This window comes from Rhizomicrobium sp. (assembly GCA_037200045.1).
Taxonomy (GTDB): domain Bacteria; phylum Pseudomonadota; class Alphaproteobacteria; order Micropepsales; family Micropepsaceae; genus Rhizomicrobium.
Genome location: JBBCHM010000002.1, coordinates 108,175 through 133,965 on the forward strand (window position 1 = coordinate 108,175; position 25,791 = coordinate 133,965).

The window sequence follows — 25,791 nt, forward strand, 5'->3', positions numbered from 1 at the left end:
CAGGTGTCCTCAATCGATGAAATCCATCTTCACCGGCCGCTTCGCGTCGCCGATCGATTTCGGCACCGTCCTGGCCGGGAAGAATGCCGTGGGATGCAGCGAATGCGGCGAACTTCATTTTTTGGGGCGCGACCGATGCCTGGCTCGAGGACGGCCAAGAGATGCAGGCAGCCGTTTCCTTCGAGATCGGCCTGGAGGCTGAGACGCGGCACGACGCCGGTTGAGCGGCGGACGCGGTCCGAGCCGGCGCGTTTTCAGTCCGCATATTCGCCCAGAAACCGCGCCGCGAAGCCGGCGGCATCGTTGCGCGCGATGGCGTCGCGCAAGCCCTGCATCAAGTCCTGATAGAACGTCAGATTGTGCCAGGTGAGCAGCATCGAGGCGATGATCTCGTTCGCCTTGACCGTGTGATGCAGATAGGCGCGGCTGAACTGGCGGCAGGCCGGGCATGTGCAACGCGCATCGAGCGGCGCCGGATCGTCCGCATGCCGCGCATTGCGTAAGTTCAACGTCCCCTCGCGTGTGAAGGCTGGCCGTTGCGGCCCGAGCGTGTCGGGATCACGCAATCGAACATATCGACCCCGCGCAGGACTGCCCCGACGATATCGTCCGGCTTTCCCACCCCCATGAGATAGCGCGGCCGATCCCGCGGCAAAAGCGGCGCCGTCGCTTCGAGGGTTTCGAACATCTCCGCTTGCGGCTCGCCGACGGCCAGTCCGCCGATCGCATAGCCGTCGAAGCCGATCGTCGTCAGTTCCTGCGCCGAGCGCGCGCGCAGGTCGGCGAAGGTGCCGCCTTGCACGATCCCGAAACAGGCCCGCCCCGGCTGCTCGCCGAACACCGCCTTGGATCGCCGCGCCCAGCGCATCGAGAGCGCCAGCGACTTTTCGATGTCCGCATGGGCGGCCGGCAGCGCGGGGCATTCGTCCAGCACCATCTGGATGTCCGAGCCGAGCAGGCGCTGGATCTCCATGGCGCGCTCGGGCGAAAGAAACTCCGCATGGCCGTCGATATGCGAGGCGAAGCGCACGCCCTCTTCGGTGATCTTCCGCAGCTTGGAGAGCGACATGACCTGGAAGCCGCCCGAATCCGTGAGGATCGGTCGGTTCCAGTCCATGAATTGTGCAGGCCGCCGAGCCGGGCGATGCGCTCGGCGCCAGGCCGCAGCATCAGATGATAGGTGTTGCCCAGAAGAATATCGGCGCCGGTTTCCCGCACGCTTTGCGGCAGCATCGCCTTCACCGTGCCCGCCGTGCCGACCGGCATGAAGGCCGGCGTGCGGATCTCGCCGCGCGGCGTGCGGATGACGCCCAGCCTGGCGGCGCCGGATGTCGCCTGCAGCGCGAAGGAAAAATCCGTCACGGACGCATCGTCAGTCTGCGGCATGGTCACCGTCCGCCGAGCGGAAAAGCAGGCAGGCGTCGCCATAGGAATAGAAGCGATAGCCCTCGCGGATCGCCTCGGCATAGGCGGCCCGCATCCTGTCCAGGCCGCAAAAGGCGCTCACCAGCATGAACAGGGTCGAGCGCGGCAGGTGAAAATTGGTGAGAAGGACCTCGGCGGTCCTGAAGCGATAGCCGGGCGTGATGAAAATGTCGGTCTCGCCTGCGAACGGATGGATCGCGCCATCGATATCAGCCGCGCTTTCGAGCGTCCGCAAGGACGTCGTGCCGACGGCCACGATGCGGCCGCCCTCCGCGCGCGCCCGATTGAGGCGGCTGGCCGTGTCGACGTCGAGCGACGCCCATTCGGAATGCATGCGGTGATCGGCGGTGTCGTCGGCGCTGACCGACAGGAACGTCCCCGCCCCGACATGGAGCGTCACGGCCTCTCGCGAAATCCCCTTGGCCTCGAGGCCGGCGATGAGCTGCGGCGTGAAGTGCAGTCCGGCGGTCGGCGCGGCAACCGATCCTTCCTGCGCGGCGAACATCGTCTGATAGTCCGCATCGTCCAGCCGGTCGGCCGGCCGCTTGCCGGCGATGTAGGGCGGCAGCGGCATTTCGCCCTGCGCCGCGATCGCCAGGTCCAGCGCCGCGCCGGATTTTTCGAAGCCGAGTTCGATTTCGCCGCCCGGCCCGCGCGCTTTGATCCTCGCCACCAGATCCGTTCCGAGCAGCAGCAGATCGGAAACCGCGAGCTTGCGCGCCGGGCGCGCGAAGGCGAGGAAACCATCGGGCGCGACACGCTTGTGCAGCATGATCTCGATCTTCGGCTCGGCCTCGCCGCGGCCCTTGCGATGGCCGCGCAACCGCGCGCGAACCACCTTGGTGTCGTTGACCACCAGAACGTCGGGCGCGCGCAGATAGGCCGGCAGGTCGCGGACCCGCGCATGCTCGAGCCGGCCGTCGCGATGGACCACCAGCAGGCGCGCGGAATCGCGCGGCGCCGCCGGGCGAAGCGCGATGCGCTCGGGCGGAAGGTCGAAATCGAACTGGGCGACATCCATTCTCGACGAACCAAGGGCGGCAGGGATCGGCGGCTCGACCTACGCCAGCCGGTCTCTCGGTGTCAAAGGGCGGCCCGGCGCTTTCGCGAGCAATCTCCGCTCTATAGTGTCCCGCCGCGACCTCTAACCGCCAGAGCCATGAAAACAGACCCTGCATCGGCACGCGCCGGCAGCCGCGCGTTTCTGTCGCTCGTCCGCGCGATCGCCGACTTCGCCGGGTCGCGGGGTTTGCTCGCTTTGCTCTACATCGGCTTGGGCGCGGTGTTCGAGGGCGTCGGGCTTCTGCTCATCATTCCGTTCCTGGCGCTGGTCATGGGCATGGGCGGCGCGGCCGGCGGGTTTCAGCGCGCGGTCGCGGACCTATTCGCCGTCCTGGGCACCGCCACGGCCTCGGGACGGCTCGCGATCCTGATGAGCGGATTCGCGATCCTGATGGTCGTGCGCGGCGTCGTGATCGCGCTGCGCGACCGGACCGTCATGTCCCTGCAGATCGGCTTCGTCGAGCATCTGCGCGGCGCGGTCGCCGAGGCCCTGGCCGGAGCCGGCTGGGACCAGGTCCTGCGGCTGCGCCATGCCCGGGTCCTGACCATCATGAGCAACGACATCCAGCGCATTTCCGCGGCCATGAACTTTCTGCTGCAGGCCGTCATCGCCAGCGTGATCCTGCTGGCGCAGTGCGCGATTTCGTTCGCGCTGTCGCCGCTGCTGGCGCTGTTTTCCTTCGCGCTCCTCGTCGCCGGCGCGATTGCGATGGTGCCGGTCCTGCGCCGCGCCCGCGCGCTGGGCCGCTTCGTCGGCGCCACCAATCTGACCCTGATCGACAATGCCAGCCAGTTCCTGGACGGCCTCAAGCTGGCCGTCAGCCAGGATCTGCAAGGCGGGTTCGTATCGGAGTTTCGCACGACGCTGGCCGATCTCTCGTCCGTTCAGCTCGAATATTTCGGCCGGCAATCGGCGACGCGTTCCGCGCTCGTCACGCTGTCCGCGCTGGTCGGCATGATCGTCGTGCTGGTCGGATTTGCCGTGCTGAACCTGCCGGCGCCGGTGCTCATCACATTCGTGCTGGTGATCGGACGCATGAGCGGCCCGGCGATGCAGATCCAGCAGGGATTCCAGCAGCTCGCGCACGGACTGCCGGCCTTCGAATCCATCACCGAGCTTCTCGCCGAGTTGCGGCCGCCGCCGCGCCCGCAAATCGCGGCGACGCGGCGGCCGCTGGAGGGAGAGATCGTGTTCGAGGCCGTGACCTACCGCCATCCCCAGGCGGACGATCTCAAGGCGCAGGGCGTGCGGGCGGTGAACCTGACGATCGCGCCCGGCACGGTGCTCGGCATCGCCGGTTCGTCCGGCGCCGGGAAGACGACCTTCGCCGATCTGCTGGTCGGGCTGCTCCGGCCGCAGGCGGGCCGTGTCCTGGTGGGGGGCGTCGCGCTCGACGACGCCACGCTCGCGGCCTGGCGGTCGCGCCTCAGCTATGTCTCCCAGGACCCGTTTCTCTTTCACGATACCGTCCGGCGCAATCTTCTCTGGGCAAAGCCCGACGCGAGCGAGAGCGACATGTGGGAGGCGCTTGCGCTCGCGGGCGCCGACGGGATCGTCAAACGCATGGACGGCGCGCTGGACGCCGTCGTCGGGGAGCGCGGCACGCTGGTCTCCGGCGGCGAGCGCCAGCGCATCGCGCTCGCCCGCGCGCTCCTGCGCGAGCCGCGGCTGCTCGTCCTGGACGAAGCGACGAATGCGATCGACATCGACGGCGAACGTACGCTTTTGCAGCGCCTGCTTGAGATGCAGCCGCGACCCACCATCGTCATGATCGCACACCGCGCCGAAACGCTCGCGCTGTGCGACCGTGTCGTTCGCATGACGGATGGATCATTGGCCGACGATGCGCCGACCCAATAGATAGGCCGCGCGGGATTACCGAAGCTTCGGAAAGATCGAGGCCCGGACGCGGTCGCCCGGCACAATTCCCAACTTCTTCGCAAGCCCGCCATTGATCTCGATGACCGCCCGCACCGGCTCGGCGGCCAAGATCTCGGCGGTCGAATAAGGGACGGCGTTGGCGGCGATGGTCGAAATCGTCCCGTCCTGCCGGACGAAGAGCATGTCGAGCGGCAAGGGCGTGTCCTTCATCCAGAACGCCGTCATCACCGGCGCGCCGAAGTCGAACAGCATGCCGGCGTCCGGCGCCAGATGGGTCCGGTGCATCAGACCCAGCGCGCGCGCGGCATCGTCGGCCGCAAGCTCCACATGAAAGACATGCCGGCCGTTGTGGGCCTGGATGGCGATGGCTTCGGTCGGAAGCGCCGCCGCGCCGGCCGGAGTAAGCGCCAGCAAAACGAAGGCGATCAGGACTGCGGCGCGACGCATGAGGGCCTTTCACATCTTCGCATGGGCATGCCTGTATACCAGCGTTCGCGCGGAACGGTCAGTCGCTGATCGCCGACATGGCTTCGCCGAGGGCGGCCTCGGGCCGGGGCTTGCGGATCGTGGCGCGAACGCGCACCAGCGGGTCCTCGACGAACCGCAGCACCGCCAGGGACGCAAGAAGCGACAACACACCGGCGATCAGCAGCAATTCCAGGCTCTGCCCGACCCCGGCGATCCGGATCGCCAGCGCCCCCAGCGGCCAGTGCAGCAGAAAGAGCGGATAGGAGAGCCGGCCCAGCGCACCGGCCAGGGCCTTGGCGGGCCGCAGCGCCTCGTCCAGCCGGCTGTTCCACAGGCCGAGCATGAGGATGCCGGCCGCCGGCGCGCCGAGAAACTCGTTCACGGTCTGCGACCCGATAAACGGGCCCCAGGCGAGGACTTCGAACAGGCCGAAACCGATCCCCGCGACCAGCAGGGGGCGGACCGGCCGCAACCGGTCGCGCAGCAGAAACACCGTCGAGCCGATGAAGAAGGCGTCCGCGTTGCCGATCGGCGTGCCGTAGAACGACACCGGCGACCACCAGAAGGCGCAATAGGCCGAGACGGCGAGCGACACCGGCAGCAGGAAATAGGTGAGCCTGGGCCGCGCCGCCGTCAGCAGCCCGACCACGAGATAGAACCACAATTCGGTGTGCAGCGACCACGCCGCCGGCAAAAGCCGGCTGACGGTCTGCTGCGTCAGTCCGAACACCGCGAGATTGGCCATCCAGTCGGCGGCCGTGGCCGGCAGCAGGAGCGAGGGATGCAGCGCCGTGCTGGTGGGCACCAGCAGCACCACGATGACGCCGACGGCGAGGCAGGCCCAATAGGTCGGATAGATGCGCAGGAACCGGTTGGCCAGGAACGCCGCCGGCCGGCCGGCATAGCGCGTCGTCGCGACCATGGAGATCAGGAACCCGCTGATGCAGAAGAACGCCTCCACCGCCAGCCGGCCGGTCTGTGGAGGGACGAGGCCCGACAGATGTTCCGACATCACCATCAAAGCGAGCGAGAAACGGAACAGGCTGAGCGCGCTGGACGCGCCGGCCACTGTCGTGGTTCCTGTCCGCATCTGCGCCATGGACAATCAGCCGCGACCCGGCAACGCGCGACCCATCACCTGGCTCCGCCGCCGTCGATCTCGGTGGGAAGCCGGCCCTGGATCGCCGCCAGCTCGTTGCGCACGCGGCTCATGGGATAGGCGTACATCAAGCGATGACCGTTCTCGTCATTGTAGCCGAAGGTGACGCCGACGATCGCGCCACTGATCGCGTCGACGACCGGCCCGCCGCTGAAGCCCGGACCGGCATTGCCCTCGTATATAAAGGCGCCCTGCACGATACAAGTTTCGCAGCGCGCCTCGACCGCGCGGTCGAGCAGGCTGACCACGCCGCGCGCCTCGCGCACCTCGCCATGCGGGCCCTGGCCGTAGGCGATGACGCGCTCGCCGACTATGGGCTGGCCATAGACCGGCGAGGCCGCGCGATCGACGCGGAAGAACAGCAGATCGTAATTGCGCGAGGTCCCGATGACCGCGGCGTCGCCGAGAAAATCGCCATTGTGAGCGTTGGTAACCGCGATGCCCGGCGCCAGGACGAACGCGGCGCCCCGGTTCTCCATCACCGCATAGGTGCGGCCTTCGAGCGGTATGTAAGAGCGCGCCACTTCGGAATTCACGAAGCTCGCCGACGGCTCGCCCGACGCCGTGGCGCAGCCGCCGAGCGCAAGCGCAAGCAGGGCCGCCGGTGCAAATCGCATGCGACGGACCGGGCTAGAACGGAATCTCGTCGTCCATCTCTTCGCGCTGGAAGCTGGCCGGCGCCTCGCTGGCGCCGACCCGTTCGCGCCCGCCCCCGCCGCCGCCTTCGCCCTTGCCGTCGAGCATCACCAGCGTGCCGTTGAAGTTCTGCAGCACGACTTCCGTCGAATAGCGCTCATGCCCGTCCTTGTCGGTCCATTTGCGCGTCTGGAGCGCGCCTTCGAGATAGACCTTGGAGCCCTTGCGCAGATATTTTTCGGCGATCTCGGCCAGGTTCTTGTTGAAGATGACGACGCGGTGCCACTCGGTCTTTTCCTTGCGCTCGCCGCTCGCCTTGTCGCGCCAGCTATCCGAGGTCGCCACCGAGAGATTCACGATCGGATCGCCGCTCGTCATGCGGCGCGTTTCCGGATCCTTGCCCAGATTGCCGACCAGAATGACCTTGTTGACGCTGCCCGCCATGACCCGTCTCCGTTTCTCGTTGGCGCCGAACCTAAGCCTCGACGGCTTCAAGAACCATCGGTCCGGCACTTGGTGCCTGTGGGCATCTTAGTTCACTGTTTGTTCCGTGACAAGACCGCCGCGATCCGCGTTGAGTATGATTGGGCAAGAAGGCGAACCATGAAACTTTCCCGACGCGCATTCACCGCCGGCCTCGTCGCGGCGCCGGCGATCCTGAAGGGCGCGCCTGCCGCAACGCCACCGTTGCCGAACATCGCTTCCGAGGACGCGGTTTTCGTCCGGCCCGGCGATGCGCTCTATGAGAGCACCCTGCCCGCCTACAATCTTCGCACCGAGCTCAGGCCGTCGCTGCGCATCCTGGTGAAGACCGCGCGCGGCGTGGCACAGGCGCTCGATTGGGTGCGCGGCAAGAACCTGCCCTTCGCGCTGCGCAGCGGCGGCCATTGCTTCGAGGGCTTCTCGCAGAGCGCGAGCGTCGTGATCGACACGCGGCTGATGAAGGCCATCTCCTTCGATGCGCGCACCGAAGTGCTCTCGGCCGGCGCCGGCGCCACGCTGGGCGACATCTACCGTTTCGTCGGTCCGCGCGGCTATGGCTTTCCCGGCGGCTCCTGCCCGACCGTCGGCATTTCGGGCCACACGATGGGCGGCGGTTTCGGCCTGCTCGCGCGCGAACGCGGGCTCGCCTGCGACAGCCTCGTCGGCCTCGACCTGGTCGATGCCGATGCCGCACCGGTGCGCGCCGACGCGAACACGAATGCCGATCTCTTCTGGGCCTGCCGCGGCGGCGGCGGCGGCACGTTCGGCGCCGTGGCGCGGCTCGACTTCGCGATAGAGCCGATCGGTCCGGTCGCGGTCTATGCCGCGACCTGGACGTTGAAGCTTCGCGAGGCCCTGGCGCTGTTTCGCGCCTGGCAGGATTGGGCGCCACGCGCGCCGGACGGGATTACCGGCATCTTCAAGCTCTCCAAGCGCGGCGACGGCCGCATCGTCATGCATATCGCCGGGCAATCGACGGGCTCGGCCCCGGCGCTGCGGCGCGAATTGCGCGCCCTGACGGATGCGGCCGAGCCGGCGAACGGCCTGGCCATCTCTTCGATGAGCTTCCTCGCCGCCGTCGACCACTTCTCCGGCGGCTGGGGCTACGAGTCCAAATACTCGAAGGGAAAGTCGGACTACGTGACGACCCCGCTCGACGACGCCGGCATCGAGACCCTGATTGGCGGCATCGCCGCGCTGCCCGCGAACGAGGTGATCGCGATCTGCGACGCCTATGGCGGCGCCCTCGCGCGGGTCGGCGCCGACGCCACCGCCTTCGCCTATCGCGCCGGGACGCAATTCTGCATCCAGTACTATACGAGCTGGCAGAATCCGGGCGCCGGGGCGCGCCGCCTGGCGGACCTTCGCGGGCTCCATGCCGCGATGCGTCCCTGGTCCGGCGGCGCCTATGTGAACTATTGCGACCTCGACCTCGCCGATTGGCAGCAGGCCTATTGGCGCCAGAACCTGCCGCGCCTGAAGGCGGTCAAGGCGAAGGCCGACCCGGACAACGTGTTCCACCACGCCCAGAGCGTGGCCTGAGCGCGGCGGCGGGCGAAACGCTGCTGCCAAATTCCTGACGTGGCGCGGGGTACCATGGCGCTGAACGGATGTTCTTGTTATGTTCCATACGATTCCCGCAAGGCTTGCGCTTTGCGGGTTCCGTCCCCAGATAATCCGCCTCGCGGCCCGGCCGCCGCGGAAATCCAGGGACCATGACAGGCACGCGGTTGCGGGTGCGAAGCCCGGCAGCCAAAGTGCGCGTTTCGACGAAGTGAAAGAGCGATGCTAAAGAACATTTCCATCCGCGGGGCCCGCGAGCACAACCTCAAGAACGTCGATGTCGAGATCCCGCGCGACTCGCTGACGGTGATGACGGGGCTTTCCGGCTCGGGCAAATCCTCGCTCGCCTTCGACACGATCTATGCCGAGGGCCAGCGCCGCTATGTCGAGTCGCTGTCGGCCTATGCGCGCCAGTTTCTCGAACTGATGCAGAAGCCCGATGTCGATCATATCGAGGGCCTGTCGCCGGCGATCTCCATCGAACAGAAGACGACCTCGCGCAACCCGCGCTCGACGGTCGGCACCGTCACCGAGATCTACGATTATCTGCGCCTGCTGTTCGCGCGCGTCGGCGTGCCCTATTCGCCGGCCACCGGCCTTCCGATCGAGAGCCAGACCGTCAGCCAGATGGCCGACCGCATCCTGGCGCTGCCCGAGGGCACGCGGCTCTATCTGCTGGCGCCGATGGTGCGCGGCCGCAAGGGCGAGTACCGCAAGGAATTCGCCGAGCTGCAGAAGAAGGGCTTCCAGCGCGTCAAGGTCGACGGGAAGTATTACGAGATCGGCGCCGTGCCGGCGCTCGACAAGAAGCTGAAGCACGACATCGAAGTGGTGGTCGACCGCATCGCGGTGAAGAAGGACCTCGGCAACCGGTTGCCGGATTCGATCGAGACCGCGCTCGGCATCGCCGACGGCTTGGTCATCGCCGAATTCGCCGACGAGAAGGACAAGGACGGCTCGCCCAGGCAGCTTCTCATGTCGTCGAAATTCGCCTGCCCGGTCAGCGGATTCACGATTCCGGAGATCGAGCCGCGCCTGTTCTCGTTCAACAATCCGCACGGCGCCTGCCCGGCCTGCGACGGGCTCGGCACCCAGCTCTATTTCGATCCGGCGCTCGTGGTGCCGGACGGTTCGCTGACGCTGCGCAAGGGCGCCATCGCGCCGTGGTCGAAGGGCTCGTCGCCCTACTACCTCCAGACGCTCGAAGCGCTGGCGCGGCACTACAAATTCTCGCTCAACGAGGCCTGGGACGACCTGCCGAAGAAGGCGAAGGAGATCATCCTGCACGGCTCGGGCGAGGACGAGATCAAGTTCATCTATGACGACGGGTTGCGCCGCTACGAGACCAAGAAGAGCTTCGAGGGCGTCATCCCGAACATGGACCGCCGCTTCAAGGAAACCGATTCCGCCTGGGTGCGCGAGGAGCTCGAGCGTTTCCAGGACACGTCTCCGTGCGATGTCTGCAAGGGCTATCGGCTGAAGCCGGAGGCGCTGGCGGTCAAGATCGGCGGCCTGCACATCAGCCAGGTCTGCGAGCAGTCGATCCGCAACGCCGACGCCTGGTTCCGCGACATCGACAAGAAGTTGAACAAGCAGCAGAACGAGATCGCGGCGCGCATCCTGAAGGAGATCCGGGCGCGGCTGAAATTCCTCAACAATGTCGGCCTCGACTATCTGACGCTGGCGCGCGCCTCCGGCACGCTGTCGGGCGGCGAGAGCCAGCGCATCCGGCTGGCATCGCAGATCGGCTCGGGCCTGACCGGCGTGCTCTATGTGCTCGACGAGCCGTCGATCGGCCTGCACCAGCGCGACAACGAGAAGCTGCTCGAATCGCTCAAGGGCCTGCGCGACATGGGCAACACCGTGATCGTGGTCGAGCATGACGAGGAGGCGATCCGCACCGCCGATCATGTGATCGACATGGGTCCGGGCGCCGGCATCCATGGCGGCGAGATCGTCGCCGAGGGCACGCCGGACGAGATCATGCGCAATCCCAACAGCCTGACCGGCAAGTACCTGACGGGCCTGGAGCAGATTCCCGTGCCGGCGCGGCGGCGCAAGGCGATGCACGACCGCTGGCTGAAAATCGTCGGCGCCAAGGGCAACAATCTCAAGAACGTCACCGCGTCGATCCCGCTCGGCACGCTGACCTGCGTCACCGGCGTGTCGGGCGGCGGCAAGTCCACGCTCACTATCGAGACGCTGTTCAAGGCCGCCTCGCGCAAGCTCAACCAGGGCCGCGAGCATCCCGCGCCGCACGACCGCATCGAGGGGCTGGAATATCTCGACAAGGTCATCGACATCGACCAGAGCCCGATCGGCCGCACGCCGCGCTCCAACCCGGCGACCTATACCGGCGCCTTCACGCCGATCCGCGACTGGTTCACCGAACTGCCGGAAGCCAAGGCGCGCGGCTATCAGCCGGGGCGGTTCTCCTTCAACGTCAAGGGCGGACGCTGCGAAGCGTGCCAGGGCGACGGCGTCATCAAGATCGAGATGCACTTCCTGCCCGACGTCTACGTGCAGTGCGACGTCTGCAAGGGCAAGCGCTACAATCGCGAGACCCTGGAAGTGAAATTTCGCGACAAGTCGATCGCCGACGTGCTCGACATGACGGTGGAGGCGGCGGCCGACCTGTTCAAGGCGGTGCCGTCGATCCGCGAGAAGATGGACACGCTGACCCGCGTCGGCCTGGGCTACATCTCCGTCGGCCAGCAGGCGACGACGCTGTCGGGCGGCGAGGCGCAGCGCGTCAAGCTGTCGAAGGAATTGTCGCGCCGCGCGACGGGGCGCACGCTCTACATCCTCGACGAGCCGACCACCGGCCTGCACTTCCACGACGTGAAGAAGCTGCTCGAAGTGCTGCACGAGCTGGTCGACAACGGCAACACGGTGGTGGTGATCGAGCACAATCTGGAGGTCATCAAGACCGCCGACTGGATCATCGACCTCGGCCCCGAGGGCGGCGACGGCGGCGGCGAGCTGGTCGCGTCCGGCACGCCGGAGGACGTCGTGAAGGTCGCGCGGAGCTACACCGGCCAATACCTGAAGCCGCTGCTGAAGAGCCGCGCGCCGGAAAAGGCGACGGCGAAAAAGTTGAAGGCGGCGGAATAGCTGGATTTCGGAGCAGCTTGTTTTGAGCGAAGTGCTGAACGACATCAAAGCGCTTGTGGCGCGAGGCGATGTAGTCGTTTCTCTGCACGGCTTTCGCGAACTGGCGGCGGATGGTATTAAATTCGATGAAATCGTCGCGAGTGTTCGCCTCGCGATCGAGATTGAGGCCTATCCCGACTATGGAAAGGGACCCTGTGTCTTGGTGCTGCAAACAGATCTCAATGGCGACGCCGTACACGTCCTGTGGGGTATCGCCAAAGGGACATCCCGGCCTGCCGTGCTTGTAACGGCTTATCGCCCGGAAACTGAGCGTTGGTCGGCGGATTTTATGAGGCGCAAAAAGCCATGACGCGAAGCACGACCGAATTGGTTCACGTTGGCAAATATGCGGCACAAGTACCGATCGAACTGGTCGAAGAAGAAGGCGGCTGGTCGCCATACCTTTCGGTGGAAGACGTACACAAGCTGGAAGCCGTCCGAGCCGCGCTTCAAGCCGGCGACATTGCGACGGCAAAAAAATACGGCCGCGTCTTCGAATTGATGCCTGTCTAAGCGCCGCTACACCGGCGAAAACTCGTGGCGCCAGCGCCGCGTCTCGGGATAGTAGTCGAGCAGGCGCGCGATGCGGTCCAACTGGCCGGCCGAAAATCGCGCGGCGCCGCGGCCCTCCTCGCCCTTGTTGAACCGGTTCTCGAAGCGGGTGTGCCAAGTGGCGGCGACCGCCAGTTCGCACATCTCCTCGCCGCGCGAGAGGCCGGAATGGTCCAGCAGGGCCTGGAGCACGCCGACCGGATCGCGGCGCAGATCGCCATAGCGCAGGACCAGCACCCGCTCCGGCGCCTCGGCGGCATAGGCCAGCCAGGTCGCGTAATAGCTCGCATACCAGGGCATGACGGTGTCGATGAGGAAATCGGCCTTCGCCCCTTCGTCCATCGCGGCGAAGCCCGGCGGGATGGCGATGTTGAGCCAAAGATTCGAGCTCGCCGGCTCGGCGTCGAGCATGTCGAGATAGGACACCAGCATGTCGGGCACGCTGCGCAGCATGATCGCGGGCTTGAGGTCGAGCGCCTCGATGAAATGGCGGTTGGCCTGCAGCGCCTGCATATGCACATGCGTCACGAGCGGGTCGGGCGGAAACCCGCCGGCGAGATAGCGGATGAACACCGGCAGATAGGGCGTGGCGTCGCGCCCGCCTTGGGCGTGCACCACGCGCGTCAACTGTCCGTTCACCGCGTGGATCGCCGCGGTGCGCAGGAAGGTGCCGCCGCATTTGGGCGGAAAGGCGAGCAGGATGGACGGGCGGCGGCGGCCCAGCGCGCGCAGATAGGCGGTGTGATCGGGGTCGAAGGCGCCGTCGCTGGCCGGCAGCGTGAACAGCGCCGACATCGCATCGGCATCGAGCTCGAACGACATGCGGCGCGTCCGCGAATCCCACGCCAACCGGTATCGGCGCGGACGCCGTGCCGGCGCCAGTTACGCGCGCGCAATCTGTCGCGGACTGTCCCGGCGGCCGCGCCGAAGACAACTTGCCTGAGCGGATGTCCGGCTTGTAATCGACGGTCTACGCGGCGCGGTCGTGCCCGCTCTGCGCATGATGGCCGTGCCCGTGATCGCCGTGACCATGGCCGTGGTCGTCATGGCCGTGTCCGTCGTCGCCATGGGTGTCGTGGCCGCCGCCATGGCCGGGATCGTCATGGCCGCCGGCATGAGCGTCGCCATGGCCGTGTCCGTGATCGTCGTGAGCGCCATGCCCATGGTCTTCGTGACCGCCATGGCCGTGGTCGTCATGTCCGCCATGGCCGTGTTCTTCGTGCTCGCCATGGCCCTGGTTGTCGTCGTCGTCGGCGGCGGCCGTCTCCTCATGGCCGCCGTGACCATGGTCTTCATGGCCGCCATGTCCGTGGTCTTCGTGCCCCCCATGCCCGTGGTCGTCGTGATCGCCATGGCCATGGTTCTCGTGACCGCCGTGACCGTGGTCTTCCTGGCCGCCATGGCCGTGATCGCCATGCTCGGCCGGCTCTTCGTGGTGGTCCTCCACAGGTGCCAGGAGCGGCGCGACCAGAGCCGCGTCGTCTTCCAGCTCGGGATCCTCATGGCCGGTGACGGCGCGATAGGCGGTCGCGGACGCGCCGGCCAGCAGCGCCGCGTTGATCGCCGCGAACACCCCTGCCAGCAGCGCCAGCTTGGGCGCGTGCGCCGCCAGGAAGCCGTGCAGCGGCGGGTTGCCGGGGTGAGCATTGTGGAAGGCCTGGACCAGCGCCGACAAATCCGCCGGGCCGATCACGAAATAGAACACCGCGCCGAACGCGATCGCCGCCGGCAGGAAGGTGCCGATGAGGACGAAGAGAATGCGCAACGTGCTGCCACGCGTCAGCGTCCAGGCGCGCGACAGCCGCGTGCGGTGCTCGGTCGAGGCGATCGGCGGCAGCAGGAACACCAGCCGGATCATCGACAGCGCGAACCAGATCGCGACGATGACGACGAACACCAAGGCGGCGATCTCGGCAACCGGCTTGCCGCCCACTACCGTCGCCGGCAGAAGCCCCGCGCCGTATTTCCTTGCCAGGAACATGGCGCCGAAGCTGACGGCCAGCACGACGGCGTAGAGGACGATGAAGACGATGTAGTAGCGCAGATAACCGAAGAACAGCCGAAGCTCGCGCGGGCCGATCACGAAATGCGCCAGCGTCAGATCCTTGCGCACGCCCAGGGCCTCCTGCGTCAGCGAAATGCCGAGCACCGAGCGGATGGCGAGAAAGAACACGAGACTGACAACCATCGAGATCGCGATGGCCGCCAGGGCCGCGGGACCGGAGGCGGACGCCGGCCCGGGAACCGCGCTCAGGAAGACGAAATAGCCCAGCCCATACAGCAGCGCCGGCACCCATGCCGTGCCGATGATCTGGAAGAAGCGGCCAAACAGAAACGCGTAAGCGTGCGCGATGCTGGCGCCAACCGGAACCTTGCTCATCCAAACCCCCACACCCGGGCCCTGAGGCCGGTTTGATTCATCCTATATTGGCTCCGTGAAGTCGATACGACAGCCGCAAACGTCGAGACGAAGATCATGCAACAGCCGGTTGTGGGTCCGCTTCGCGACATCGGCAGCGCTAGCGCGAACAACGCCGGCGAGACGTAGAATATCCATTCGGGAGCAACGCCGGGCGCGCCAACACAGTAACCATACAAATCCATCCAAATCGGCGGTCTGGCGGGGCCGGCGGCGCTCGCCATGGCGCCCCAGGGCAGGCGCCGCGCGTTTGCAGGCACGGCGCGGGATATCTACCTCTGGATGCCGGGCTCGGCCGCAGCCCAGCCGGAGATTGCCGGCGTGTGGGCGGCGAAGATCATCCAGCCCTGCGTCATCGCGCCATAGGCGATGCTTACCCGGAGCACCCGGATCGTCTCCGCCACGATGGGACTCGGCGGCTAAACCGGCTTGCCCGACAAGGCGCGATACGCGAAGGCGGCCGGCGCGAACAGAAGCCCATAGCTGATCGGCGACAGGACCAGGCCCACGCCCAGCAGCAAAGGCATCCTGGCCGAGGTCATCCGCGACTGCTCGGCGGCGTATTTCGCCAGATGCGCCTGGTCGCGGAACATCGCGATGATGCTGGCGATGTAGTCCGGACCCAGTATCGCCAGATTGATCGCGAAGACGACGAGCATCGCCGGCAGCGCGGTCGCCGCGCCGACCGCCACGATGCGCCAGAAATTTCCCTTCGTCAGTTCCCAGCTGCGCGACAATCCGAATCCGCCGCCGCCGATCGAGGCCGGCACGAACAGGAAGCTGAGCCGCACCACGGCATAGAAGATCGCGCCCAGCCCGGCCAGCGCCGCGAGCGACCCGCCGGCCGCGCCGATGATCTCGCCGGCCGCCTTGGACGGCGCCAGCAACGCCGCCGCGCCGCCGACAACGACGATCGCCAGCGCCAATCCCATCGCGAAGATGAAGAACAGCAGATAGAGCCCGGCGATCCCGCCGAACACGTGCAGCTCCGCGGTGCCGAGCGAGACATGGGCGATGGCCGGTCCCTGGCGCAGGCCCAGCGCCTGCCGCGTGATCGCCACCGCGACCATGGCGACGAGCAGCACCGCGACGATGCCGTAGAGCGCGAAATAGCCGAAACCGGGCGGCAGCGCCGCGCCGGCGGCCGGGTCGGCGTCGCCCAGCACGCGCTCGACCAGGAACGCGCCGACGGCGTTGATCACCAGGGGGATCCAGGTCAGCCCGATCACGGTACCGATTTCGCCGAAGGTGAACGCATAGGCAAAACGGATGGTCTCGCCGACCGGAATCTTGTTCATGCCACCGCTTTCGTGTCCGCCGAGCCTTCGCCGGCCACCGCCTTGTAGGCGTTCGCTACCGCCCCGGTCGTAAGTCCCGACAGCAGGGCAAGATATAGAATCTGCAATATGGCGTAATAGGGTCCGACGCGGCGCGCAACGTCGAACAGGTCGGCGACGAACTTCTGGCCCTGCGCGTCCGTCATCGGCCCAGGTTGCAAGCCCAGTCCCGGCCCCATCGTGATCTGCAACATGGTCGAGGAGATCGTCGATGCCGCCAACTGGACCGGCAGGCTCACGATGAGCGTGATGCCGAGGATACGCCAGAAATTGCCGCGGCCCAGATGCCAGGATCGCCGCAAGCCGATGTGGTCCTCCGCGACGACGACGGCCGGAATGAAGAAGGACAGCCTCAGGACCGTGTAGAAATATCCAAGGACCGCGATGAACGCCAGCACGCCCACCACGACGGGCATCGCCTTGGCGGCGACCTGGCCCAGCACCACGCCGACCGCGCCGATCCCCAGCGTCACCAGAACGATGCCGCCCCAGACGAGCAGCACCATCAGGACGTAAGACCCGATCAGCTGCCAGACCTGACGGCCGAGCGAGAAGAAAACGAACACCGGGCCGGGATGCTGGCCGAGCGCCTTGCGCATCAATCCGACGGTCACCATCGCCTGCGCGACGAGAAGCGCCAGCAGGACCAGCACGACGGCGCCCACGAGCGGCACGATGTTGGTCACCAGCTTCGCCGTGTCGATGGTCTTGCGGTCCTCGAGCCACAGCCCATGGGCGGTCGGATACAGAAGGATCGCCAAGCCGACGCCGAGCGCGGCCACGAGAAGATAGGGAAACCAGCCGATGCCGATGACGGACAGGATATTGGTGAAGGCGAAGCGATAGGCGCCGGCGATCGTGCGCTCGAATGGAATCTTCATGGCTTGCCCCACCGCTGCGCAGCCATACTAAAGCCCGCCCCCCGTCGCGGCAATTGACGTAAAGGCATGTTGCAATGCCGCGAAGCAGGCCGTGACATATTCGAGACGCCTCGGATAAGTTCGCTCGGCGACAGCAAGGACCGAATATGCGTTTCACCGAGTATGCGTCCCACGACGCCCTGGGTCTTGCCGCGCTCGTCAAGGCGAAGAAGATCAAACCGTCCGAAGTGCTGGACGCCGCCATCGCGCGGGCCGAGCACCTGAACCCGGCGCTCAACGCCATCGTCTTCGCCGATTATGACGGCGCCCGCGCGGCCGCCCGGGGCAAGCTCGCCAGGGGCGCCTTTAGCGGCGTGCCGATGCTGCTCAAGGACATGCGCGCCACCGTCGTCGGCTGGCCGACGCGGTCCGGCTCGCGCTATGTGCCGCCCGCGCCGGCTGCGGTCGAATCCACGATTGTGACGCGCTTCAAGGCGGCCGGCCTTATCCCGATGGGAAAGACCAATGTCCCCGAATTCGGCATCCTGCCGACGACCGAGTCCAAGCTTTACGGCCCGGCCCACAATCCGTGGAACCTGGCGCATTCGACCGGCGGTTCGTCGGGCGGCTCGGCAGCCGCGGTCGCCGCGGGCATCGTGCCGATCGCGCACGCCACCGACGGCGGCGGCTCCATCCGCATTCCGGCGTCCGCCTGCGGCCTGGTCGGCCTCAAGGCGACGCGCGGCCGCGTCAGCCAGGGACCGGACGCCGGCGACGCGACCAGCGGCCTTTCCATCGACGGCGTCGTCACCAAGAGCGTCCGCGACACCGCCGCCGCTCTCGATGCGATCTGCGGCATCGACTACGGCGATCCCTATTTCGCGCCGCCGCCGGAGGGGTCCTATCTCGAAGGCATCCGGCGCAAGCCCAAGCGTCTGAAGATCGCCGTCAGCACCAGGATGATGAACGGCACGCCGCACGATCCGGAGGTGACGGCGGCGGTGAAGAAGACCGCCAAGCTGTGCGAAAGCCTCGGCCACTTCGTCGAAGAGACCGACCCGCCGCTAAACGCCGGCGAACTGATCGGCGCCTTCTCCGCGATCTGGTGCGCCAACGTGGCCTATGGCCTGAAGATGCTGGAACGGCAGACGGGCATCGCGCCGTCGCTCGATGTCGTCGAAGGGCTGACGCTCGGCCTCTACGAGATGGGCCTGAAGGTGAGCGCGGTGCAGCTTACCGAGGCCCGCCAGGCGATGATGCGCGCCGGACGCACGATCGCGAAATGGCACGAGACCTACGACGTCTGGCTGACCGCCACGCTCGGCCGTCCGCCGATGACGCTCGGCACGATCGATATCGACGAGACCGACGTGCAGAAGGGCTTCGCGCCGAATTTCGGCTATGTGCCGTTCACCTCGATGCAGAACGCGACCGGCGCGCCGGGCATCAACCTGCCGTTCAACTGGAGCAAGGCGGGCCTGCCGCTCGGCGTGCAGTTCACCGCCCGGGCCGGCGGCGAGATGACCCTGCTCAAGCTTGCCGCCGAACTGGAGAAAGCGGCACCCTGGGCCGGCCGCTATTCCAAACTGGGGATCTGACGATGGCGTTTTCCGAATATGCCGATTTCGACGGCCTGGGCCTGGCCCATCTCGTGCGCCGGGGCGAGGTCACGCCGGCCGAGCTTCTCGAGGAAGCCGTCGCGCGCATCGAGAAGCACAATCCCGCTCTCAATGCCGTGGTCCACAAGGCCTATGACGAGGCGCGCGCGGTGGCGGCGGCGAAACTGCCCGACGGGCCGTTCAAGGGCGTGCCGTTCCTGATCAAGGACATTAATATGGAAGTCGCCGGCTGGCCGATGACCAATGGCAGCGCGCTGCTCGCCGGCTATGTCTCGCGGCACGATTCCGAGCTGACGAAGCGCTACCGCGCCGCCGGCATGGTGCTCGCCGGCAAGACCAACACGCCGGAATTCGGCATTCCCGGCACGACCGAGGGACGCTTCCTCGGCAATTGCCACAATCCGTGGAATCCGGAGCACAGCACCGGCGGTTCGTCCGGCGGCGCGGCGGCGGCGGTCGCTGCCGGCATCGTGCCGATGGCGCATGCCTCGGACGGGCTCGGCTCGATCCGCATCCCGGCGGCGCAATGCGGATTGTTCGGCCTGAAGCCGACGCAGTCGCGCAATCCGGGCGGTCCCGACGATCGCGGCCGCGCCCACGGCCTGATCGTCGATCACGTCGTGACCCGCACCGTGCGCGACAGCGCCGCGATGCTGGACTGGACCGGCTATCCCGAGGACGACGCGCCCTATGCACCGGTGCCGAAGGCGCGGCCCTATACGGACGAGATTCAGACCGCGCCGGGCCGCCTGCGCATCGCCTATTGCGCCCAGACGATCCAGGACACGCCGCTGCATCCCGACGTGCAGGCGACCTTCGAGAAGACCGTGAAGCTGTGCGGCGAGCTCGGCCACACCATGATCGAGAAGACGGCGCTCGATGCCAATCTGCGCAAGCTCTACAAGGCGCAGGGCTTCGTCTCCGGCGCGGTGGCCGTGGTCGGCTATGAGGAATGGGCGGAGAAGATGCAGCGCCCGATCGATATTTCGACGCTCGAATGGCTGGCGCTGGTCGGCTATCGCGCCGCCAAGGAGATGACGCCGCGCGATGTCGCCTGGGGGCTTCAGACCATCCGCGTGATCGGCCGCCAGATCCTGGCGCTCTATCGCGAATTCGACGTGCTGCTGCAGCCGATCCAGATCACCCCGCCGCCGCCGCTCGGCTTCCTCGATCCGATGAATGTGCGCGCCCGCGAGTTCAACCGCCGCCAGGGCCAGACCTTCGGCCTGACGCCGATCGCCAATCTGACCGGCCAGCCGGCGATGTCGGTCCCGATGGGCCTGTCGGGCGATGGACTGCCCCTGGCGATGATGTTCTCGGGCCGCCATGGCGACGAGGCGACGCTGTTCCGCCTCGCCGCCCAGATCGAACAGGCGCACCCCTGGATCGACCGCAAGCCGCCGATCTGGAACTAAGATTCGAGGGGATTGAGCCAGCGCAGGTTGCGATAGCGCGCGAAGCCATTGTCCGCGCTGCATAGCGTCAAGCCATGCTCGATGGCGAGCGCGGCGAGATGGATGTCCATGACGTCGTCGCTTCTCACATTCGACGTGGAGAAGAATCCGTCGATCAGTTCGGCATGCCGCTCGGTCGGAAGCGGGACCCAGACATTGTCGAGCGCGAGCCATTTCCGCACGACCTGCCACACTTCGTCGGCAGACGGGCCCCGCGCGTAGATCTTCCGATTGGACGCTAGTCGAATGCATCCGAGCAGGCTGTGCCAAGGAAGTCCGACCCGCCCGCTTCCGGCGAATTGCTCGTCGAGCCAATGCCGCGTGCGTTTATGCTGAGGATAGTCCTCGATGATCGCGTAGAGCAGAAGGTTGGTGTCGATCAGAATCACAAGCGACCGAGCTTTCGCAGGGCATCCTCGACGTCTAGCTGGTCGACCAACTCCTTGAATTCGGCTTCGGTCTTGAACGCCGGCTGCGTATTGCGAAAGACCTGCGTCTCGAACCGCTCTTTCGGCCGGAACGGCTTCTCCGCTTCGTTCAGGCCGCGGCGGAGCACGTCGTTGACGATCTGCTTGAAGCTGAGGTCGCGCTCCTTGCGCAGACGCTCGAGCCGCACGGCGTTGTCGTCGTCGATGGTCAGCGTATTTCGACGCTTGGGGCCGGTTTTCTTCCGCATGGCATCAAAGCATCAAATATTTGATGCCTTGATGTCAAGAGGCCCGATCGAGAGCACGCGGCGATCCAGGATTTTCAGGGGCTTAGCGAGGTGCTAACGACAGCGCCATGAGCGAAAAACTGCACATTGTCGGCGGCGGATTGGCCGGAAGCGAAGCCGCCTGGCAGGCGGCGCAGGCCGGCGTGAAGGTTGTCCTCCACGAAATGCGCCCGGTGCGCGGCACCGAGGCGCATGTCGGCGACGGGCTGGCGGAGCTGGTCTGCTCCAACTCCTTCCGCTCCGACGATTGGGAGAACAATGCCGTCGGTCTCCTGCACGAGGAGATGCGGCGCGCCGGATCGCTGATCATGCGGACCGCCGATGCGCACCGGCTGCCGGCCGGCGGCGCGCTGGCGGTCGACCGCGTGCCGTTCTCCGAAACGATCACGCGCGAACTCTCGCGCCATCCCGATATCGAAATCGTCCGCGAGGAAGTCGCCGGCCTGCCGCCGGAAAGCTGGCGCTCGACCATCCTCGCGACCGGCCCCCTCACCTCGCCGCCGCTGGCGGAAGCGGTGCGCGCGCTGACCGGCGAGGAGTCGCTGTCGTTCTTCGACGCCATCGCGCCGATCGTGAACCGCGACTCCATCGATTTCGACGTCTGCTGGATGCAGTCGCGCTACGACAAGGGCGACGGCGCCGACTACGTCAATTGCCCGATGGACCGCGCGCAATACGAAGCCTTCATCGCCGCGCTGCTCGCCGGCGACAAGACCGACTTCAAGGAATGGGAGACCTCGACGCCCTATTTCGAGGGCTGTCTGCCGATCGAGGTCATGGCGTCGCGCGGGCCCGAGACGCTGCGCTTCGGGCCGATGAAGCCGGTTGGCCTCAGCGATCCGCGCAGGACCGAGCGGCCCTATGCCGTCGTGCAGCTTCGCCAGGACAACGCGCTCGGCACGCTGTGGAACATGGTGGGCTTCCAGACCAAGCTGAAGCATGGCGAGCAGGCGCGCATCTTCCGCATGATCCCGGGCCTGCAGAACGCGACCTTTGCGCGGCTCGGCGGCCTGCACCGCAACACCTTTATCAACTCGCCGCGCCTGCTCGACCGCCAATTGCGGCTGAAGCCGCGGCCGTCACTGCGCTTCGCGGGACAAGTGACCGGCGTCGAAGGCTATGTCGAGAGCGCCGCCATCGGCCTGCTGGCCGGCCGCTTTGCCGCCACCGAACTCGTCGGCGGCGAGGCCATCGCGCCGCCGCCGACCACCGCGCTCGGTGCCCTGCTCGGCCACATCACCGGCGGCGCGGACGCCAAGACCTTCCAGCCGATGAACGTGAATTTCGGCCTGTTCCCCGAACCGCCGCCCAAGACCAAGGGCAAGGACCGCAAGCGGGCACAGTCGCATCGCGCGCTGGCCGATCTCGAGGCTTGGCTGAATCCGTCGAAGGCAGCGGCGGAATAGTCAGATCCGCCCGCGCATCGCCGCCGCGAGCAGGCGGATCTGGCGGCGATGGATCGGCACCTGCGGCGCGTGGTGCAGGGGATCGAAGCCGCGCCCGGCGACGCGCCGGAGAAACAGCGGCGTCAGCGAGGCGGGAAGATAGGCCGGCAATTCCTCGCGCCCGGCGCGCAGCGCGCGCGCCTTGGCGAGATGCTCCCGCGCCCAGATCGCCATCTGCGCCACGATGGCCTTCACCTTGTCGCGCTCGTGGCTGACGAACAGCGCGTCCCTGGTGAGACCCACCGCCTGCATCAGGCTTTGCGGCAGGAAGGTCTTGTGCCGCGCCGTGTGGTGCGGGATGGAGCGCAGGATGCCCGCCAGCGCATAGGCGACACCGGCCTCGCGCGCCAGCGCGTCGTTCTCCCGGCCGAGGATGCGCGCCGCCAGCCGCATCAGATTGCCGCTCGTCGCATCGCAATAGGCCTCCACGGCCGCGCGGTCGGCGAAGACGTCGGATGACGAATCGAACGCCCGCGCCGCGACCATCGCCTCGAACCATTCCGCCGGCAGCTCGGCCGCGGCGAACAATCCGGCCAGCGCCCGCGCCACCTCGTGGTTGCGCGGCATGCCCGCCCGCGCGCCTTCGAGCGCCTCGCGCCACCATTCCAGGCGGATCTCGCCCATCATCGGCTCGCGCACCGTGTCGGCGACACGGGCGGTCTCGACGTTGAAGGCATAGAGCGCGAGCAGCAGCGGCCGCTTTTGCGCCGGCGCGAACAGGGCCGAGAGGTAACGGTCCGGATCGGCGCGCCGCACCAGCTCCGCTATCGTTTCGCCGCTCATCCTCTCTCCAACGAAAGAACCGCCGGATCGCTCCGACGGCCCGTTTCGTTGGCCCCTTCCAGCTTTCGCCTAGGGCCAGTGCGTCGCTGCCGCCATGCAGAACAGCATCGGGATGGAGAGCAGCGTGTTGATGCGGCTGAACTGGCCGGCGGTCTTTGCCGATGCCGCCTTCGCATCCGCCGACAGGTCGGGATATTTGTTGGCAATATTCAGCGCCTTTTGCTGGTTCGGCCAGATCACGAACCAGACGTTGAACCACATGATCGTGCCCAGCCACATGCCGATGCCGATCATGAGGTAGCTGGTGGTTGCGAAGGCGCCGCCCGCGTCCACGATATCCAGCGTGTATGCCTGGACGATATAGCGGTTGATGCCTGCCAGCAGGATGCCGAACACAATCGTGCCCATGGCGCCCCAGCGGAACCAGAACAGCGCCGCCGGCGTGATGTACTTGCCGAGCGCCGGCCGCAATTCGGCGGGAATGGACGGCGTGGTCGGCGTGGCGACGAAGTTGAAGTACCACAAAAGGCCGATCCACATCACGCCACAGATGATGTGCGCCCAGCGCAGCAGAAATGTCGCGAAGGTCTCGGCGTCTATATGCCAGCCGTCCCGCTGCAAGTGTATGAGAAGCACGATGAGCGCCAGCACGAAGCCCGCGATCACCACATTGCGCAGATTCCCCAAAAAAGCCGCCATGGCCACCCTCCCGTATGAGTCCGCCGGAACTTTACCCCAATTCTCGGGCTTTTCAGCCCTTTTCTCTATATGGCCAATCGCTTGGGGCGGCGGATGTTGAGCCACATCACCACAACCAGCCGCGTCACCATCACCGCGGTGAAGAACGAGGTGAGAATGCCGACGCCGAGCGTCACGGCGAAGCCGCGGACCGGTCCCGAACCGAGCTGGAACAGGATCAGGGCGGCGATCAGATGGGTCGAATTGGCGTCGATGATGGTCGCCATGGCGCGGCGGAAGCCCTGGTCGATCGAGGCCAGCATGCTGCGCCCGTTGCGCTGTTCTTCCTTTATGCGCTCGAAGATCAGCACATTGGCATCGACCGCCATGCCCATGGTCAGCACGATGCCGGCGATGCCGGGCAGCGTCAGCGTGGCGCCGAACAGCGTCAGCGCCGCCAGGAGCAGGACGATGTTCAGCGTCAGGGCGATGTCGGCGAACAGGCCGAACAGGCCGTAGCGCGCGATCATGAACAGGGCCACCAAAGCGAGCCCGGCGAGCGCCGAATAGCGGCCCGCCTTGATCTGGTCGGCGCCGAGGCCCGGACCCACGGTGCGCCGCTCGATCACCTTCAGGGGCGCCGGCAGCGCGCCGGCCCGCAGCAGGGTGGCGAGATCGTTGGCGCTCTCCACCGTGAACGAGCCCGAGATCTGGCCCGAACCGGTCAGGATCGGTTCGTTGATCGACGGCGCGGTGATGATCTGCTTGTCGAGCACCACGGCGAAGCGCTGCGTGCCGCCCGGATAGGCCTTGGTCACGTCGCCGAACTGCTTGGCGCCGACGCTGTCGAAGCGGAATTCGACCACCGGCTCGCCGCCGCGCGGATCGAAGCCCTGCCGTGCATCGACCAGGCGGTCGCCGGCGACCACGATGCGCTTCTCGACCACGATGGGCGGGCCCAGCGGCAGGCCGTTCTTGCCCTTGGCCATCGGCAGGATGTCGTCGCCGATCGGCGCCACGCCGCGCTGGGCGGCGCCGCTGCCTTCCGCCGCCTCGTCGACGAGCTGGAAGCTCATCTTCGCGGTCGTGCCCAGCATGTCGATCAGCCGCTGCGGATCGCTGAGGCCCGGCACCTCGACGACGATGCGGTCGTCGCCCTGCCGCTCGATGGTGGGCTCGCGCGTGCCCATCTGGTCGATGCGTTTGCGCACGACCTCGATCGACTGGCCGAGAATGTCCTGCCGCGTCTGCTCCTTGTAGGCGTCGGTCATCTTGAGCCGGAACAGCCCCTGACCGTTGTCGTTGAAGTCATAGGCCTTGGCGCCGACCGCCAGCACGCCGCCGCCGACCGCGGGGTTGAGCGCCTGGACCAGCGTGCGCGCTTCGTCGCGCCGCGCCGGATCGGTGATCTGCACCGCGATCGAATCGGCGCCCGGCTCCAGGAATTTATAGCCGATCGCCGGATGCGCCTTGCGCAAAGCGCGGCGGATATCGCTCGTCAGCGACTCCAGCTTGTCCTTGCTGACCTGGTCGAATTCCACCTCCAGGAGCAGATGCGATCCGCCCTGCAGGTCGAGGCCGAGCGATACCGTCCGCGTCGGAAGCCAGGCGGGAAATTTCGCGAGCACCGACGCCGGCAGCGCATTGGGCAGCGCGATCAGCGCGCCGCCCAGAAGGATCGCCAGGACGACGATGCGGACCCAGTTGGAGACCTGCAGCATGGCCGCTCAACTCTTGTCCGACTTGGTGTCGACCGGCTGGGTCTTGGCCCGCACCTCGGACAGGGTCGTCTTGACCACCTTGACCTGCACGTTGTCCGCGATCTCGACGGTGATCTCGGGGTCTTCCTTCACCGGCGCCTTGGCGACGCGCCCGACGATGCCGGCCGCCGTCACCACCGTGTCGCCGCGGCGCAGATTGTCGATCGCCTGGCGGTGCTGCTTGGCCTGCTGCTGTTGCGGACGCATGACCAGAAAATAGAAAATCAGCCCCATCGGGATGAGCATGACGAGCGGATTGGCCAGAAGGTCTTGCATCTTGTGTCCGGATGGCTAATGCGACGCGAAGGCGCGGCTTATCGGGCGGGAATATAGCTACG

General features: G+C 66.7%; 24 protein-coding genes and 1 pseudogene. 9 read left to right on the plus strand and 16 right to left on the minus strand.

Annotation, left to right across the window (positions count from 1 at the left end):
- The first annotated feature begins 83 nt into the window (after positions 1 to 83).
- Entirely contained in the window at positions 84 to 224 is a 141-nt protein-coding gene (locus WDM86_15810; protein MEI9991496.1) for a hypothetical protein, read from the plus strand.
- Between the two features lie 30 nt (positions 225 to 254).
- On the opposite strand, the pseudogene tgt reads toward WDM86_15810, so the two are convergent.
- Positions 255 to 1,117 (minus strand): annotated as a pseudogene (gene tgt, locus WDM86_15815) (tRNA guanosine(34) transglycosylase Tgt).
- Positions 1,118 to 1,372: 255 nt separating this feature from the next.
- On the minus strand, positions 1,373 to 2,446 hold the full coding sequence (queA, locus tag WDM86_15820) for a tRNA preQ1(34) S-adenosylmethionine ribosyltransferase-isomerase QueA (protein ID MEI9991497.1): 1,074 nt from the start codon (positions 2,444 to 2,446) through the stop codon (positions 1,373 to 1,375).
- Between the two features lie 138 nt (positions 2,447 to 2,584).
- Here queA and WDM86_15825 point away from each other — a divergent pair, with 138 nt between their 5' ends.
- The gene (locus WDM86_15825) at positions 2,585 to 4,348 is read left to right on the plus strand and encodes an ABC transporter ATP-binding protein (protein ID MEI9991498.1); all 1,764 of its coding nucleotides are present in this window, start codon (positions 2,585 to 2,587) and stop codon (positions 4,346 to 4,348) included.
- A 15-nt stretch (positions 4,349 to 4,363) separates the two neighbouring features.
- Here WDM86_15825 and WDM86_15830 read toward each other — a convergent pair whose 3' ends face one another.
- The 4 genes from WDM86_15830 to ssb form a co-directional block, all read right to left on the minus strand.
- On the minus strand, positions 4,364 to 4,816 hold the full coding sequence (locus WDM86_15830; GenBank protein MEI9991499.1) for a DUF192 domain-containing protein: 453 nt from the start codon (positions 4,814 to 4,816) through the stop codon (positions 4,364 to 4,366).
- Positions 4,817 to 4,874: 58 nt separating this feature from the next.
- Complete coding sequence (locus WDM86_15835) at positions 4,875 to 5,906, minus strand: acyltransferase (GenBank protein ID MEI9991500.1); 1,032 nt, start codon at positions 5,904 to 5,906, stop codon at positions 4,875 to 4,877.
- A 65-nt stretch (positions 5,907 to 5,971) separates the two neighbouring features.
- Positions 5,972 to 6,613: a hypothetical protein gene (locus WDM86_15840; GenBank protein ID MEI9991501.1), complete on the minus strand. Its 642-nt coding sequence runs from the start codon at positions 6,611 to 6,613 to the stop codon at positions 5,972 to 5,974.
- A 13-nt stretch (positions 6,614 to 6,626) separates the two neighbouring features.
- On the minus strand, positions 6,627 to 7,076 hold the full coding sequence (ssb, locus tag WDM86_15845; GenBank protein MEI9991502.1) for a single-stranded DNA-binding protein: 450 nt from the start codon (positions 7,074 to 7,076) through the stop codon (positions 6,627 to 6,629).
- Positions 7,077 to 7,235: 159 nt separating this feature from the next.
- Between ssb and WDM86_15850 the strand changes: the two genes are divergently transcribed.
- The 4 genes from WDM86_15850 (at position 7,236) to WDM86_15865 (ending at position 12,344) form a co-directional block, all read left to right on the plus strand.
- The gene (locus WDM86_15850; GenBank protein ID MEI9991503.1) at positions 7,236 to 8,657 is read left to right on the plus strand and encodes an FAD-binding oxidoreductase; all 1,422 of its coding nucleotides are present in this window, start codon (positions 7,236 to 7,238) and stop codon (positions 8,655 to 8,657) included.
- A 243-nt stretch (positions 8,658 to 8,900) separates the two neighbouring features.
- On the plus strand, positions 8,901 to 11,792 hold the full coding sequence (gene uvrA, locus WDM86_15855) for an excinuclease ABC subunit UvrA (protein ID MEI9991504.1): 2,892 nt from the start codon (positions 8,901 to 8,903) through the stop codon (positions 11,790 to 11,792).
- Positions 11,793 to 11,823: 31 nt separating this feature from the next.
- The gene (locus WDM86_15860; protein ID MEI9991505.1) at positions 11,824 to 12,141 is read left to right on the plus strand and encodes a DUF4258 domain-containing protein; all 318 of its coding nucleotides are present in this window, start codon (positions 11,824 to 11,826) and stop codon (positions 12,139 to 12,141) included.
- Positions 12,138 to 12,344, plus strand: coding sequence for a hypothetical protein (locus tag WDM86_15865; protein MEI9991506.1), 207 nt, complete (start codon positions 12,138 to 12,140; stop codon positions 12,342 to 12,344). Before WDM86_15860 ends, WDM86_15865 begins: the two co-directional genes overlap by 4 nt.
- A 6-nt stretch (positions 12,345 to 12,350) precedes the next feature.
- Here WDM86_15865 and WDM86_15870 read toward each other — a convergent pair whose 3' ends face one another.
- The 4 genes from WDM86_15870 to WDM86_15885 all read right to left on the minus strand — a co-directional run bounded on the left by WDM86_15870 (position 12,351) and on the right by WDM86_15885 (position 17,020).
- Positions 12,351 to 13,205, minus strand: a complete 855-nt coding sequence (locus tag WDM86_15870) for a sulfotransferase domain-containing protein (protein ID MEI9991507.1) — start codon at positions 13,203 to 13,205, stop codon at positions 12,351 to 12,353.
- Positions 13,206 to 13,353: 148 nt separating this feature from the next.
- Positions 13,354 to 14,763 (minus strand): hypothetical protein, encoded by a 1,410-nt coding sequence (locus WDM86_15875; protein MEI9991508.1) that lies wholly within the window; start codon positions 14,761 to 14,763, stop codon positions 13,354 to 13,356.
- Between the two features lie 458 nt (positions 14,764 to 15,221).
- Positions 15,222 to 16,100 (minus strand): hypothetical protein, encoded by an 879-nt coding sequence (locus tag WDM86_15880; protein MEI9991509.1) that lies wholly within the window; start codon positions 16,098 to 16,100, stop codon positions 15,222 to 15,224.
- Positions 16,097 to 17,020 (minus strand): hypothetical protein, encoded by a 924-nt coding sequence (locus WDM86_15885; GenBank protein MEI9991510.1) that lies wholly within the window; start codon positions 17,018 to 17,020, stop codon positions 16,097 to 16,099. Before WDM86_15885 ends, WDM86_15880 begins: the two co-directional genes overlap by 4 nt.
- Positions 17,021 to 17,166: 146 nt before the next feature.
- Here WDM86_15885 and WDM86_15890 point away from each other — a divergent pair, with 146 nt between their 5' ends.
- Both WDM86_15890 and WDM86_15895 read left to right on the plus strand, forming a co-directional pair.
- A complete protein-coding gene (locus tag WDM86_15890) occupies positions 17,167 to 18,597 on the plus strand; it encodes an amidase family protein (protein MEI9991511.1) in 1,431 nt (476 codons plus the stop codon).
- A 2-nt stretch (positions 18,598 to 18,599) separates the two neighbouring features.
- Entirely contained in the window at positions 18,600 to 20,033 is a 1,434-nt protein-coding gene (locus tag WDM86_15895; protein ID MEI9991512.1) for an amidase family protein, read from the plus strand.
- On the opposite strand, the gene WDM86_15900 is transcribed toward WDM86_15895, so the two are convergent.
- Entirely contained in the window at positions 20,030 to 20,461 is a 432-nt protein-coding gene (locus WDM86_15900; GenBank protein MEI9991513.1) for a TA system VapC family ribonuclease toxin, read from the minus strand. The genes WDM86_15895 and WDM86_15900 overlap by 4 nt on opposite strands.
- The gene (locus WDM86_15905) at positions 20,458 to 20,748 is read right to left on the minus strand and encodes a hypothetical protein (protein ID MEI9991514.1); all 291 of its coding nucleotides are present in this window, start codon (positions 20,746 to 20,748) and stop codon (positions 20,458 to 20,460) included. The genes WDM86_15900 and WDM86_15905 overlap by 4 nt, the downstream gene beginning before the upstream one ends.
- A gap of 107 nt (positions 20,749 to 20,855) precedes the next feature.
- On the opposite strand from WDM86_15905, the gene trmFO reads away from it, so the two are divergent.
- Positions 20,856 to 22,193, plus strand: coding sequence for a methylenetetrahydrofolate--tRNA-(uracil(54)-C(5))-methyltransferase (FADH(2)-oxidizing) TrmFO (gene trmFO, locus WDM86_15910; protein MEI9991515.1), 1,338 nt, complete (start codon positions 20,856 to 20,858; stop codon positions 22,191 to 22,193).
- Here trmFO and WDM86_15915 read toward each other — a convergent pair whose 3' ends face one another.
- The 4 genes from WDM86_15915 to yajC form a co-directional block, all read right to left on the minus strand.
- The gene (locus WDM86_15915) at positions 22,194 to 23,015 is read right to left on the minus strand and encodes a phytoene/squalene synthase family protein (protein ID MEI9991516.1); all 822 of its coding nucleotides are present in this window, start codon (positions 23,013 to 23,015) and stop codon (positions 22,194 to 22,196) included.
- 69 nt (positions 23,016 to 23,084) lie between these two features.
- Positions 23,085 to 23,714, minus strand: a complete 630-nt coding sequence (locus WDM86_15920) for a urate hydroxylase PuuD (GenBank protein MEI9991517.1) — start codon at positions 23,712 to 23,714, stop codon at positions 23,085 to 23,087.
- A 65-nt stretch (positions 23,715 to 23,779) separates the two neighbouring features.
- Positions 23,780 to 25,414, minus strand: a complete 1,635-nt coding sequence (gene secD, locus WDM86_15925) for a protein translocase subunit SecD (protein ID MEI9991518.1) — start codon at positions 25,412 to 25,414, stop codon at positions 23,780 to 23,782.
- A gap of 6 nt (positions 25,415 to 25,420) precedes the next feature.
- Positions 25,421 to 25,729, minus strand: coding sequence for a preprotein translocase subunit YajC (gene yajC / locus WDM86_15930; GenBank protein ID MEI9991519.1), 309 nt, complete (start codon positions 25,727 to 25,729; stop codon positions 25,421 to 25,423).
- Positions 25,730 to 25,791: the final 62 nt, after the last annotated feature.

Excerpts from the sequence above, each read along its gene's own strand:
- WDM86_15810 (MEI9991496.1), top strand. The coding sequence starts at position 84 with ATGCCGTGGGATGCAGCGAATGCGGCGAACTTCATTTTTTGGGGCGCG.
- queA (MEI9991497.1), bottom strand. The coding sequence starts at position 2,446 with ATGGATGTCGCCCAGTTCGATTTCGACCTTCCGCCCGAGCGCATCGCG.
- WDM86_15825 (MEI9991498.1), top strand. The coding sequence starts at position 2,585 with ATGAAAACAGACCCTGCATCGGCACGCGCCGGCAGCCGCGCGTTTCTG.
- WDM86_15830 (MEI9991499.1), bottom strand. The coding sequence starts at position 4,816 with ATGCGTCGCGCCGCAGTCCTGATCGCCTTCGTTTTGCTGGCGCTTACT.
- WDM86_15840 (MEI9991501.1), bottom strand. The coding sequence starts at position 6,613 with ATGCGATTTGCACCGGCGGCCCTGCTTGCGCTTGCGCTCGGCGGCTGC.
- ssb (MEI9991502.1), bottom strand. The coding sequence starts at position 7,076 with ATGGCGGGCAGCGTCAACAAGGTCATTCTGGTCGGCAATCTGGGCAAG.
- WDM86_15850 (MEI9991503.1), top strand. The coding sequence starts at position 7,236 with ATGAAACTTTCCCGACGCGCATTCACCGCCGGCCTCGTCGCGGCGCCG.
- uvrA (MEI9991504.1), top strand. The coding sequence starts at position 8,901 with ATGCTAAAGAACATTTCCATCCGCGGGGCCCGCGAGCACAACCTCAAG.
- WDM86_15865 (MEI9991506.1), top strand. The coding sequence starts at position 12,138 with ATGACGCGAAGCACGACCGAATTGGTTCACGTTGGCAAATATGCGGCA.
- WDM86_15870 (MEI9991507.1), bottom strand. The coding sequence starts at position 13,205 with ATGTCGTTCGAGCTCGATGCCGATGCGATGTCGGCGCTGTTCACGCTG.
- WDM86_15875 (MEI9991508.1), bottom strand. The coding sequence starts at position 14,763 with ATGAGCAAGGTTCCGGTTGGCGCCAGCATCGCGCACGCTTACGCGTTT.
- WDM86_15880 (MEI9991509.1), bottom strand. The coding sequence starts at position 16,100 with ATGAACAAGATTCCGGTCGGCGAGACCATCCGTTTTGCCTATGCGTTC.
- WDM86_15885 (MEI9991510.1), bottom strand. The coding sequence starts at position 17,020 with ATGAAGATTCCATTCGAGCGCACGATCGCCGGCGCCTATCGCTTCGCC.
- WDM86_15890 (MEI9991511.1), top strand. The coding sequence starts at position 17,167 with ATGCGTTTCACCGAGTATGCGTCCCACGACGCCCTGGGTCTTGCCGCG.
- WDM86_15895 (MEI9991512.1), top strand. The coding sequence starts at position 18,600 with ATGGCGTTTTCCGAATATGCCGATTTCGACGGCCTGGGCCTGGCCCAT.
- WDM86_15905 (MEI9991514.1), bottom strand. The coding sequence starts at position 20,748 with ATGCGGAAGAAAACCGGCCCCAAGCGTCGAAATACGCTGACCATCGAC.
- trmFO (MEI9991515.1), top strand. The coding sequence starts at position 20,856 with ATGAGCGAAAAACTGCACATTGTCGGCGGCGGATTGGCCGGAAGCGAA.
- WDM86_15915 (MEI9991516.1), bottom strand. The coding sequence starts at position 23,015 with ATGAGCGGCGAAACGATAGCGGAGCTGGTGCGGCGCGCCGATCCGGAC.
- WDM86_15920 (MEI9991517.1), bottom strand. The coding sequence starts at position 23,714 with ATGGCGGCTTTTTTGGGGAATCTGCGCAATGTGGTGATCGCGGGCTTC.
- secD (MEI9991518.1), bottom strand. The coding sequence starts at position 25,414 with ATGCTGCAGGTCTCCAACTGGGTCCGCATCGTCGTCCTGGCGATCCTT.
- yajC (MEI9991519.1), bottom strand. The coding sequence starts at position 25,729 with ATGCAAGACCTTCTGGCCAATCCGCTCGTCATGCTCATCCCGATGGGG.